The 11,351-nt window shown below is 47.5% G+C and carries 12 protein-coding genes and 1 tRNA gene; 2 read left to right on the plus strand and 11 right to left on the minus strand.

The window, feature by feature from the left end; all coding sequences use genetic code 11:
- Positions 1 to 209: 209 nt before the first annotated feature.
- Together queA and DWZ45_RS14290 are read right to left on the minus strand one after the other, a co-directional pair.
- Complete coding sequence (gene queA / locus DWZ45_RS14285) at positions 210 to 1,235, minus strand: tRNA preQ1(34) S-adenosylmethionine ribosyltransferase-isomerase QueA (protein ID WP_107001497.1); 1,026 nt, start codon at positions 1,233 to 1,235, stop codon at positions 210 to 212.
- 170 nt (positions 1,236 to 1,405) lie between these two features.
- A complete protein-coding gene (locus DWZ45_RS14290; protein ID WP_118469515.1) occupies positions 1,406 to 2,191 on the minus strand; it encodes a hypothetical protein in 786 nt (261 codons plus the stop codon).
- A gap of 120 nt (positions 2,192 to 2,311) precedes the next feature.
- Here DWZ45_RS14290 and DWZ45_RS14295 point away from each other — a divergent pair.
- Together DWZ45_RS14295 and DWZ45_RS14300 are read left to right on the plus strand one after the other, a co-directional pair.
- Positions 2,312 to 2,383, plus strand: a tRNA-Arg gene (locus tag DWZ45_RS14295).
- Between the two features lie 75 nt (positions 2,384 to 2,458).
- Complete coding sequence (locus tag DWZ45_RS14300) at positions 2,459 to 3,358, plus strand: MBL fold metallo-hydrolase (protein ID WP_182426689.1); 900 nt, start codon at positions 2,459 to 2,461, stop codon at positions 3,356 to 3,358.
- Between the two features lie 33 nt (positions 3,359 to 3,391).
- Here DWZ45_RS14300 and DWZ45_RS14305 read toward each other — a convergent pair whose 3' ends face one another.
- The 9 genes from DWZ45_RS14305 to DWZ45_RS14345 all read right to left on the minus strand — a co-directional run bounded on the left by DWZ45_RS14305 (position 3,392) and on the right by DWZ45_RS14345 (position 11,268).
- The gene (locus tag DWZ45_RS14305) at positions 3,392 to 3,994 is read right to left on the minus strand and encodes a DedA family protein (RefSeq protein WP_118469517.1); all 603 of its coding nucleotides are present in this window, start codon (positions 3,992 to 3,994) and stop codon (positions 3,392 to 3,394) included.
- A gap of 107 nt (positions 3,995 to 4,101) precedes the next feature.
- The gene (gene phoU / locus DWZ45_RS14310) at positions 4,102 to 4,764 is read right to left on the minus strand and encodes a phosphate signaling complex protein PhoU (RefSeq protein ID WP_118469518.1); all 663 of its coding nucleotides are present in this window, start codon (positions 4,762 to 4,764) and stop codon (positions 4,102 to 4,104) included.
- 104 nt (positions 4,765 to 4,868) lie between these two features.
- A complete protein-coding gene (pstB, locus tag DWZ45_RS14315) occupies positions 4,869 to 5,624 on the minus strand; it encodes a phosphate ABC transporter ATP-binding protein PstB (RefSeq protein ID WP_118469519.1) in 756 nt (251 codons plus the stop codon).
- Between the two features lie 21 nt (positions 5,625 to 5,645).
- A complete protein-coding gene (pstA, locus tag DWZ45_RS14320) occupies positions 5,646 to 6,521 on the minus strand; it encodes a phosphate ABC transporter permease PstA (RefSeq protein ID WP_118469520.1) in 876 nt (291 codons plus the stop codon).
- Positions 6,511 to 7,449 (minus strand): phosphate ABC transporter permease subunit PstC, encoded by a 939-nt coding sequence (gene pstC, locus DWZ45_RS14325; RefSeq protein ID WP_022359893.1) that lies wholly within the window; start codon positions 7,447 to 7,449, stop codon positions 6,511 to 6,513. The genes pstA and pstC overlap by 11 nt, the downstream gene beginning before the upstream one ends.
- A gap of 197 nt (positions 7,450 to 7,646) precedes the next feature.
- Positions 7,647 to 8,564: a phosphate ABC transporter substrate-binding protein gene (locus tag DWZ45_RS14330; protein ID WP_118469521.1), complete on the minus strand. Its 918-nt coding sequence runs from the start codon at positions 8,562 to 8,564 to the stop codon at positions 7,647 to 7,649.
- A 301-nt stretch (positions 8,565 to 8,865) separates the two neighbouring features.
- Positions 8,866 to 10,089, minus strand: coding sequence for a tyrosine--tRNA ligase (gene tyrS / locus DWZ45_RS14335; protein WP_118469522.1), 1,224 nt, complete (start codon positions 10,087 to 10,089; stop codon positions 8,866 to 8,868).
- Positions 10,090 to 10,753: 664 nt separating this feature from the next.
- On the minus strand, positions 10,754 to 10,978 hold the full coding sequence (locus tag DWZ45_RS14340) for a hypothetical protein (RefSeq protein ID WP_107001488.1): 225 nt from the start codon (positions 10,976 to 10,978) through the stop codon (positions 10,754 to 10,756).
- Positions 10,979 to 10,980: 2 nt separating this feature from the next.
- Entirely contained in the window at positions 10,981 to 11,268 is a 288-nt protein-coding gene (locus DWZ45_RS14345) for a hypothetical protein (RefSeq protein ID WP_118469523.1), read from the minus strand.
- Between the last annotated feature and the right edge of the window lie 83 nt (positions 11,269 to 11,351).

The raw sequence follows: 11,351 nt of genomic DNA on the forward strand, positions 1-11,351 counted from the left end.
TTAATAGTAAATATATCTTTTTCCATGTTTATATTATACCATATGCCCCCACACTTAGCAAACGCTAGTTCTGTATCTTGATAAAAAATTTGGCGCACCTAACTCATCACTAAAGTAACGAGAACGCGGTGTGCCGTTTTTCAAACATTTTTCGAAATAAAAAGCCCCATAGCCTTTCACTATGAGTCTTTTTCATACATCCCTTTTCTCTACTGGATAAACATAGCATCCCCAAAACTAAAGAACCGATATCTCTGCCGGATCGCCTCTTCATACGCCGTGAGCACATGTTCTCTGCCTGCCAGTGCGGATACCAGCATGACGAGCGTGGACTCCGGCAGGTGGAAGTTTGTGATCAGGCAGTCCAGAATCTTGAACTGGTAGCCTGGATAAATGAAAATGTCCGTCCAGCCGCTGCATGCGCGGATCGTGCCGTCCTCGGCTGCTGCGGATTCCAGCGTCCGGCAGCTTGTCGTACCGACACAGATAATGCGTCCGCCATTTTTCTTCGTCTCATTAATCATATTAGCAGCGTCTTCTTCGATGCGGTAAAACTCCGAATGCATATGATGATCTAAAACATTTGAAACCTTGACCGGTCGGAAGGTTCCCAGACCCACATGGAGTGTCACATGCGCGATCTTCACTCCCATCTCCTGAATCTGTGCCAGCAGTTCCTTGGTAAAATGAAGTCCGGCAGTCGGAGCAGCCGCGGATCCCTCATGTTCTGCATAAACGGTCTGATAACGGTTTTTATCTTTCAGACGGTGTGTAATATACGGTGGAAGCGGCATCTGACCAAGCTGGTCAAGAATCTCCTCGAAGATCCCCTCATAGGAGAACTGAATCAGACGATTTCCCTCTTCTACCACATCAATGACGGTTCCTTTTAACAAACCATCGCCAAAATTAATTACGGTTCCCGGCTTTGCCTTTTTGCCCGGCTTTACCAGCGTCTCCCAGATATCGTTCTCACGGCGTTTCAGAAGAAGAATCTCGATGTGTGCATCCGTTCCCTCCTTGCTTCCGATCAGACGCGCCGGGATAACCTTTGTGTCATTGATCACCAGGCAATCGCCCGGATGAAGATAATTGACAATATCCTTAAACACCTTATGCTGCATCTCACCCGTCTTTTTATCCAGCACTAAAAGCCGGGAAGAAGAACGATCTTCCAGCGGATCCTGTGCAATTAACTCCTGTGGTAAATCATAATAAAAATCTTTTACATCCATTCTTTGTGCCTCTTTGTCTTTCTATATCTGTACTTTCACTTTTTATAAATCAATCGATTTTATATCTTATATACTATCAGCCATTTCTCCATACTACGGCATATCCGCTTTTCAGCTTTCCATACCTTAAAAACTTTATTTTTCCAGCCAGACGAATTCAATAAAGCATTTTAAGGATTTGACGCAGCCGGTTCTGTCTCATCCCGCATATACGACGCGCCCTGTTTCATAAATTCCACGCGCTCTTTCAACGCCTCATCCTGCTCCATCGCCGCATCCATTGCTTCATCCGTCTGCTTGCTGAGAAGGCGCACATCCTCATTGACCGACAGCTCTTCAAAATACTGCGTCAGCTCTTCGGACATTTTCCCGTCATCGATCTGCCAGCTTCCGTCCTCCGCCCGGATCGCATAGATCCGCACCAGACTCGGTGCCGGTGTCTCCACGCCCGTATACAAAATCTCATAATACACATACGCTGCCATCTCGCCGTCCCTAAGTCCCGGTGTCGTATAACATTTCACATTCTGGTACCCGGAAATGTACTGCTTCTGTTCTTCAAATTCCTGACGGTAGTGTTCTTCCTCACTCGTATCCTGTGAGGTAAACAACTTCACAAACGTATCCATATCACAGTCGGAAACCGCCTGAAAATAAGTATTCATCAGCTCTGTGATCCCCGGCTCGCCATTCTCTGTCAGAATACATCCGCCAAAGTCCTGAATATATTCTTTCGTGTCCGGCTCAATCACCATTCCAGATCCGCCTGTATCCACCATTTCTGCCGGTAAGCCATCCTTTTTCCCCAGAATGTTTGTTATTTTCCCGGAAAACATCGCCACCGCGCCAATCAGAATCAATACAATCACCGCCGCAAGCAGCATCACATAGCGGCGCAGTTCCCAGTCCGTTCCGTTCTTCCGGCTGCGTCCCGGTTTCTTTTTCGGTTCTCCCACCCGACCGCCTCCTGACTTATTCGATTGTTAATATTATAGCGGCGATTTGGTTACTCGGCAAGCGGTATTTCCGAAAAAAAACTTGCAATTTTCTAAATATTATAGTATCATACAAGTAATGCGTCTGTAGCTCAGTGGATAGAGCGCCGGCCTCCGGAGCCTGAGGCGTAGGTTCGATTCCTATCAGACGCATTCTTAAAAAGCGACAGCGGAGATATCTCAGCCGTCGCTTTTTGCGTTATTCATGATAAAAGGAGGACTCTTCCCGTGGAACTCATACACGTTTCTGGAAATACAGACTGCCTGCTTGGCAAAACAGCCATCGGCGTCTACCGCATCGACGACACCCGCTGCATCCTGTTTGACAATGGTTACTCAAAGGAATATGACGAGCTGGTCGGCTCTCTGAAAGACGCCGGGCTGACCCCGGCGGGGCTGATCGTTTCCCACGCGCACATCGACCATCATGGAAACAGCAAACGCCTGCGCGAAGCCTTTCAGATTCCACTGGCTATGTCGCTTGGCGAAGCCGGGCTGATCGCCTCCCAGGCGGCGCTGGAACGGTATACCAATTATTTCGGGCGCTCCGAGGAGGAAAAGATTTCCATCGACACCGAGCAGCGCTGCCCGGTTGACTGTATCATCCAGCCGGAGGATACTTCCGTGACACTCTGCGGCGTAACCTTCCCGGTTCACCATCTGCCAGGGCATTCCCTCGACCACATCGTCATCGGCACACCGGACGGCGTCTGCTTTGCCGGAGACGCGCTTTTAACCGAAAATGTCCTGCGTCACGTCAAGCTTCCATACTGCGACCACGTCGGTCTGGATCTGGAAAGCAAGGAAGCAATCACAAAACTGCCTTACCAGCACTGGATTTTATCGCACAAAGGTCCATTTGATGGCAATATCCGGGAACTGGCGGACAAAAATATGGATCTTGTCCGTCTGCGTCTCGCAGAGCTGGCAAAGCTTTTGCAGAGACCAATGACGCGTGATGAATTTTATCAGGAAAGCCGACGCCTGATCGGAATGCACATCGGTACCTACGACCAGCTCATCCGTCAGGAACGCCACCTGCGCCCATATCTGGAACAGCTGGTGATCGATGGGACGGCACGGCTGGAAGTAAAGAATGACACGATATATTTTTACTTGAATGAATAAACTCTTTCTGCATGAATTTTCACTCTCCTGTTGTTATCGTTTCCGAAAATACACACACGCCACCGCAAATCCCAAGATTCCCGCTCCCATCACGGCGAAGCGGGAATATGTTTTTAACAGCACCAGAATACGTTCCCACGATGCCCCCGCCACCGCGCCGGCTCCGATGAGTACCGTATTCCAGATAAGACTGCCCGCTGTTGTCAGAAGGAGAAACGGCAGCAGTTCCATCTTTGCCATCCCCGCCGGAATCGAGATCAGGCTTCGGATGATCGGAACGAACCGGCAAAAAAAGACGGCTGACCGTCCCGTTCTCTCCAGCCATCCGTCTGCATCTTTTACATCTTCCACTTCTACTCCCAGCCGTTTTCCCCATGCCCCGCCCAAAAATGCATAAAACTTCTGCACGGGAATATGCCGCCCCAGCTCATACAGAATCAGCGCCCCCAGCACCGAGCCCGCCGTCGCTGCCAGAACTGCCCCGGCTATATTCATCCGTGTATATGTCGTCATAAATCCACCAAAGGTTAAAATCACTTCCGACGGGATCGGCGGAAACAAATTCTCAATTAAAATCAGGGCAAACATTCCCACATATCCGTATGAACTTAAAAGTTCCAGCACTATATCACGCATGATATATCGCACTCCACGTTATTTCCACATATTCTATTTATTTTATGCGGAACGGAAAAAATCCAGGCATCTAATTTTCATTTTTCATGCCCGGATTTTAATTAAACCTAGAGAATCATCACATCCCCCACGGCCCCCGTATCCGAGAACTCTGTCCACTCGCATACATTGACCGCGTGATCCGCGATTCGCTCCAGATACTTAGCAACCATCAAAAGATCGACTGCCACATCGGATTTATCCCCGTCTTTTTTCAGAAACTCAATCACTTCCCGTTTTACCCGCTCAAAGAAGGCATCGATCAGGTCATCCCTCTGTTCGAATATCTCCGCCGTCTCGGTGTCACGCTGGGTAAACGCGTGAATCGCATCCTTTACCATCGTTTTCACATTTGCCACCATGGCCGGAAGATGTTTGCTTACAAGACTAATATCTGCATCCTCCAAACGCAGGGACAAATCGGCTATGTCCGCCGCCTGATCACCCATCCGCTCCAGATCGGTCACAACCTTCAGCGCCGTCGAGATATGGCGCAGATCACTGGCAACCGGCTGCTGCTTTAACATCAGCATCAGGCAGTGTGTCTCGATCTTTCGCTCCATATTGTCCACATCCCGGTCTCCTTTGATGACCTTCTGTGCCAGCTCTTCATTATGCTCGGTAAGCGCTTGAAAACTACTGTCAATCGCATCCTGCACCATCTGGCTCATCACGTTCAATTCCTGATTCAGCCCTTCTAACTCCTGTATAAATACCTCTCTCGTCGCCATCCCGTATCTCCTCTCCATCTCCCCTGTTTTCTGCCCAGAAATTTTCCACTTCTGAACAGTAAACTGATTTTCTACTTATTTTTAAATCCTCAATCTTACGCCTATCATCCAAACCGTCCGGTAATATAGTCTTCCGTCTTCTTCTCCCGCGGATGCGAGAACAGATCCGTCGTCGGTGCATACTCGACTACCTCTCCCACCAGGAAAAATGCCGTATAGTCCGCAATACGGGTCGCCTGCTGCATATTGTGAGTAACGATGACAACGGTATAATTCTTCTTAAGCTCGCCCATCAGATCCTCGATTTTCAGCGTGGAAATCGGGTCCAGTGCCGAGGTCGGCTCATCCATCAGGAGAATCTCCGGCTCAACCGCCAGCGCACGCGCGATGCAGAGACGCTGCTGCTGTCCGCCGGAAAGTCCCAGTGCAGAACGTTTCAAGCGATCCTTGACCTCATCCCACAGGGCCGCGCCGCGCAGACTCTTCTCCACAATCGCGTCCAGCTCTGCTTTTCCCTTAATGCCGTGAATCCGCGGTCCATACGCGATATTGTCATAAATACTCATCGGAAATGGGTTCGGCTGCTGAAATACCATGCCGACCTTCTTGCGAAGAAGCGTCGTATCAACCTTCGGATCATAGATATCCTCGCCGTCGATCCACACCTTTCCATTGATTGTTACATTCGGCACCAGATCGTTCATGCGGTTCAATGTTTTTAAATAGGTAGACTTACCGCAGCCGGACGGTCCGATAAACGCTGTGATCTGATTTTCATATATATCCAGATTGATATTTTTTAATGCATGATTGTTTCCATAGTACAGATTCAAATCCGACGTAGAAATTTTTGTCTCCATATCATTTCCTCATTTTTTACTTTATTTTAATTTTGTCACATCAAACCGGTTGGTCAAAAATCTCGTCAGCAGGTTGATTCCCAGCACGATAATCAGAAGCACGACCGCGATTCCAAACGCCTGATCGTATTTTGCTTTCTGCATCGACAGGTAGAGCTGGATGGTCAGCGTGCCGCTCGACTCAAACAGTTTTCCAAACAGGTTTTTCGGAAGCTGGAAGCCGCTTCCGGCAGTAAACAGAAGCGCCGCCGACTCGCCCACGATACGGCCAATCGAAAGGATGACGCCGGTCAGAATACCCGGTGCCGCGCTCGGCAGCAGGATCGTCCGGATCATATACCATTTCGTTGCACCGATTCCCAATGCGCCGCTGCGGTAGCTGTCCGGAACGGTTTTGAGTGCTTCCTGTGTGTTCCGCGTAATCAGCGGAAGCACCATCAGGGTCAGCGTGAAGGATCCGGTCAGAACCGAATAGCCCAGCTTCAGCGTCATTCCGAAAAAGACCATACCGAACAAGCCAAAAATAATCGACGGAATACCGGACAGGATCTCAGTTGTAAATTCAATCGTCCGCACCAGTTTTCCCGGTTTTGCGTATTCGTTCAGATAAATGGCGGAGCCGATTCCGATCGGCGCTGCAATGATAAGGGTAATTACAATGATGTAAATCGTGTTGATGATATTTCCCAGAATACCAAAGGTGCCCTTGAGGGAGCTCTGCACCGTGGACAGAAGCTGCCAGGAAACCTGCGGCAGGCCGCGCACAAACACATACCCCATGATGCCAACTAACAGCGCGATCGCCACGCCAGCTGCCAGATAAATCAGCACTTTTAAGATATTGTCCCCGATGCGGGTGCGCTTCTGGTAAATACTTTTCATTCCATTATCGGTCATTTGCGCCGCCCTCCTTCACAAACATCCGGCTGAGCACCGTGTTGATAAACATGATAAATACGAACAGCACCAGACCGATGGTAAAGAGCACTTCCCGGTGAAGTCCCTCTGAATAAGACATTTCCGCCACGATCGCGGTTGTCAGGAAACGGACGGAGTTAAATGGAAGCGGCAGATTGACTGAACTTCCAGATACCAGGCTGATCGCCATTGCCTCCCCGATCGCACGTCCGCAGCCTAAAACCACCGCCGTGATGATGCCGGAGTGCGCTGCCGGAACGATTACTTTGAAAATCGTCTGGATATGCGTTGCACCCAGCGCCAGCGATGCGCTTTTTAAATGTTTCGGGACTGCCCTAAGCGACGCCTCGCTGATATTGATGACGGTCGGAAGAATCATGATTGCCAGAACCAGAACCGCCGATATCAGGTTCGCACCGCCGGTAAACTGATGCGTCGTGGAACCGGCAAAGATTTTCATTTCCAGCTTATACATCAGGGGATTTAAAATCAAAATTCCTAAGAGTCCGTAGATAACCGACGGAATACCTGCCAGAAGCTCAACTGCCGGGCGGACCACTGCCGCTACCTTCGGCGGTGCAACCTCTGCCAGAAAGATGGCGGTAAACAGCCCAATCGGAACACCGATCAGGATCGCCAGAAAGGTTCCGACGATGGAGGTTAAAATAACGTAGAGGATTCCGAAAGACGCCGGATTTCCAGTCGGCTTCCAGACGGTTCCAAATAAGATTTCCGGAACCCCCACCTTAAAAAGTGCCGGAGTACCGCTGATAATCATGTATAAGGTAATTGAAAAAACTGCCACCACCGCCAGCAGGCCGCAGGCGGTAAAAATAATTTCCGCTGCCCTCTCTACCGCTGATTTCGTGGCATGGCTTCCAAAAATGGTAAATTTCTTTTCGTGCATATGTCTCTCCTGTCTCGGATTGAACAGCGAGCCGCTTTCGGTCAAAGCAGAGTTTCCTTTCTGCGGCTTGACTGCAAGCGACTCGATATTATTTGAATCTATTCAATATTATGTGTATTCGTGAATTTCTGATTTTTCTATCCTTACCGGTTTCCACCGGTAATTTTATCCACATTCACAAATTCCGATGCAGTTTCTTACTTCGTAGTAATCAGGCCTACAGATTTAATCAGGTCATCGCCTTCTGCAGAGTATACATAGTCAAACAGAGCCTGTACCAGCTCGTTCTGCTCAGAAATTTCTCCCTTGGTTGCCATAACGAATGGGCGGCTTAAGAAATAGCTGCCTGCCTTGATGTTCTCCTCCGTCGGCTCTACATCATCCAGTTTAACTGCCTTAACGGTATCATCGACTACATCCAGGGAAACGTATCCGATGGAACCCGGTGTAGATGCTACTTTTGCCATAACTGCACCGGTGGAATCCAGCTCGTTTGCATATTTGCAGGCATCTTCCAGACCCAGCAGCTCCTCAAATGCGCCTCTAGTACCGGAACCTGCTTCCCGTCCGACTACGACAATCGGCATATCGCTGCCGCCTACATCCTTCCAGTTTGTGATGCTTCCGTCGTAAATGCCGGTCAGGTCATCCTTGCTCAGACCATCTACAGCGTTGGACGGGTCAACGACAACGGCGATACCATCGATGGCTACGATATTTTCAACAGCACCTTTTGCTTTCTCATCATCCTTTAATGCTCTGGAAGAATCACCGACATCACACTGACCTGCCAGCACGGACTCGATACCTGCGGAAGAGCCGGTAAATTCAGCCTGTACGGTCACGTTCGGATATTTCTCCATGAACGTTTCTGCCAGTGCATTGGCAAATTTTTCCATTGAAGTGGAACCTGCCAGGGTGATAGAACCACTCAAATTTTTTGCATCTGCGCTGTTCTCGGTTGTATCTGCTGCTGCACCACTTTCAGCTGCACTGCTGTCTGCGCTTGTGTCTGCTGCACTTGTATTTGTATTGCTGGAACCACATCCTATCATTCCAGTTGCCAGAACGGCTGCTCCTAATACTGCGATTGTTTTCTGAACATTTTTCTTCATAATAAAATTCCTCTTTCCTCTCTCTTTTTTCTCTCAGAGTTTTTTATCCTTGATTTCTTACAGTACGCAGTATAAAAGATTCCTGGATTTACAGAAATCATATTTTGGTATCGTTTATGTAAAATTTGGGTAATTTTTGTGGGAGTGAATGTAAGATATGGTTTCGGATTTGCTCTGCTTCTCTCCATGATCGGAACCGCCGCCGGACATCTCTCCGGGCTTCGCTTGAAAGCCCGGCAGAGATCGCCGGCGGCGTGATTCTGATTTGTATGGGGTGAAGATTCTGGCGGAACATCTCCACTTATTTTAAAACAACCTTCTTAAAGTTCTTCTTACCTCTCTTGACAACCATTCCTTCGCCGGAAAGCTGATCCTTCGTAAAGACTGCCTTAACATCCTTTACCTGGTTTCCGTCTACAGATACGCCGCCCTGCTCGACATTTCTTCTTGCCTCGGAACGGGACGGAGCCAGACCGGATTTCTGCAGGATGGAGAGAATATCGATCGCATCACCGTTGAAATCATCCTCAGTCAGCTCGTAGGTCGGCATATTCGCTGCATTTCCGCTGGAAAACAGTGCTTTCGCTGCTGCCTGTGCCTTCTCAGCCTCTTCCTCGCCGTGTACCAGCTTGGTCAGCTCGTAAGCCAGGATCTCTTTTGCAGTATTTAACTGGCTGCCTTCCCATTTGTCCATCTCATCGATCTGCTCAAGCGGCAGGAAGGTCAGCATACGCAGGCATTTTAATACGTCCGCGTCAGCGACGTTTCTCCAGTACTGGTAGAACTCGAACGGGGAGGTCTTGTTCGGATCCAGCCATACAGCGCCGGACTGGGTCTTGCCCATCTTCTTGCCCTCGGAGTTTAACAGCAGGGTGATGGTCATCGCGTGTGCGTCCTTGCCAAGCTTTCTGCGGATCAGCTCGGTACCGCCTAACATATTGCTCCACTGATCGTCGCCGCCGAACTGCATGTTGCAGCCGTATTTCTGGTACAGCATGTAGAAATCGTAGCTCTGCATGATCATGTAGTTGAACTCTAAGAAGCTTAAACCTCTCTCCATTCTCTGCTTGTAGCACTCAGCAGTCAGCATGCGGTTGACACTGAAATGCGGTCCAACCTCGCGCAGTAAGTTTACATAATTCAGATTCATCAGCCACTCTGCGTTGTTGACTAAGAGCGCCTTGTCATCGGAGAAATCGATGAAACGGCTCATCTGCTTTTTGAAGCAGTCGCAGTTATGCTGGATCGTCTCCGGTGTCAGCATCTGGCGCATATCCGTACGTCCGGACGGATCGCCGATCATGCCGGTGCCGCCGCCAAGTAATGCGATCGGCTTGTTGCCTGCCATCTGCAGACGTTTCATCAGGCACAGTGCCATGAAATGACCTACATGAAGGCTGTCTGCGGTCGGGTCAAAACCGATATAGAAAATGGCTTTTCCTTCATTGACCAGTTTTTTGATCTCTTCTTCGTTTGTAACCTGGGCGATCAGACCTCTGGCTACTAATTCTTCGTAAATCTGCATTTTCCTGTTTACTCCTTTTTATAAAAAATAATTTTGCTTACTCGTTTTGCTTCTCCACGGGATTCCTTTTTTCAAAAATACATCCGATTCATCCTTTATTTTCTCTCCGAAAATCATTCTCAAAACAGAACAATAAAGGTACTTTGGAACGTCTGTGATTTCACAAGACACATTTTTCTATAAAATAAAAAAGCCCCGTCCTCCAAAAAGGACGGGGCAAAATTCCCGTGTTACCACCTTTGTTCGCAGACAGCTCGCGCCCATCTGCCTCTGCCGGTACCCTCTGATACCGTGACCGGATAACGTGTGTCTCTCACGTCGCAGCCTACCAAATCAACCGCCGCACATTTTCCACGCAGCCTTTTCATCGGATCCGATTTTAGATTCTTCGGTGCGAAGCTCCGGGATGTATTCGAATATCCTGTTCACGCGCGCCTCTCATCATCCGGCTGCTTTCTGTGCGCTCTCCTGCGGATCTCTACTTGTTCCCTTCATTGCCTTTGTAAGGTTATTGAGTATATTCTGTATTATAAGCGAAATTTATTATTTGTCAAGGCAATTTCTCAACTTCAAACTTCACGCTATAAAATTTTTACATTACTTTAAATTCAAAGCGTAAAAAGGAGTGTACATATTTATTAAATATAATTATCATATTATTACTTTAGTCACACAGTTCCCAATCTCCCAGCCACGTATCCTTAGAATAATTATATAATCTTCTATATAATTTCCCGTTTTCAACTTTATAAACATATTTTATAACATCTGCTCTAGCTATTGAACTCGATTTTTCAACAGCCACCTCTTTCTCTTGTGCAAACGCAGTCCCTGAAAAAATACATGTCATAGCAATTATTACTGCTAAAATTCTGATCGTTTTTTTCATTTTTATTTCCTCCTAATATTAATATTCTTTAATTCATTTGGTATTTCATCCAATGTTCCTATATATGTACCATTCATATATAATTCATACCCGTTTTCTGTCTTTACAAAAAAGTTATTTTTTTTGACTATATCATCTTCTTCAAAATACGGTGCATGCAACTTCAAATCAGCTACTGGTTCTATTACTATTGTACCAGACAATATAATAGCAATTAAGAAAAAGAACAACTTAATATTGACCTGTTTTTTTTGTTCTTCATTCAATATAGAAGAAATTCTAATTTTCAAAAAACTTCCATTAAAAAAAGATAGTGTTCCTTATATAAGGTAATATTTTTATAATCAAACTATGTATAAAGGTACTATATCAT

The organism is Clostridium sp. AF32-7AC (assembly GCF_003477925.1).
Classification (GTDB): Bacteria; Bacillota; Clostridia; order Lachnospirales; family Lachnospiraceae; genus Otoolea; species Otoolea fessa.

Excerpts from the sequence above, each read along its gene's own strand:
- queA (WP_107001497.1), bottom strand. The coding sequence starts at position 1,235 with ATGGATGTAAAAGATTTTTATTATGATTTACCACAGGAGTTAATTGCA.
- DWZ45_RS14305 (WP_118469517.1), bottom strand. The coding sequence starts at position 3,994 with ATGCGTGATATAGTGCTGGAACTTTTAAGTTCATACGGATATGTGGGA.
- phoU (WP_118469518.1), bottom strand. The coding sequence starts at position 4,764 with ATGGCGACGAGAGAGGTATTTATACAGGAGTTAGAAGGGCTGAATCAG.
- pstB (WP_118469519.1), bottom strand. The coding sequence starts at position 5,624 with ATGGAGACAAAAATTTCTACGTCGGATTTGAATCTGTACTATGGAAAC.
- pstA (WP_118469520.1), bottom strand. The coding sequence starts at position 6,521 with ATGACCGATAATGGAATGAAAAGTATTTACCAGAAGCGCACCCGCATC.
- pstC (WP_022359893.1), bottom strand. The coding sequence starts at position 7,449 with ATGCACGAAAAGAAATTTACCATTTTTGGAAGCCATGCCACGAAATCA.
- DWZ45_RS14330 (WP_118469521.1), bottom strand. The coding sequence starts at position 8,564 with ATGAAGAAAAATGTTCAGAAAACAATCGCAGTATTAGGAGCAGCCGTT.
- tyrS (WP_118469522.1), bottom strand. The coding sequence starts at position 10,089 with ATGCAGATTTACGAAGAATTAGTAGCCAGAGGTCTGATCGCCCAGGTT.
- DWZ45_RS14340 (WP_107001488.1), bottom strand. The coding sequence starts at position 10,978 with ATGAAAAAAACGATCAGAATTTTAGCAGTAATAATTGCTATGACATGT.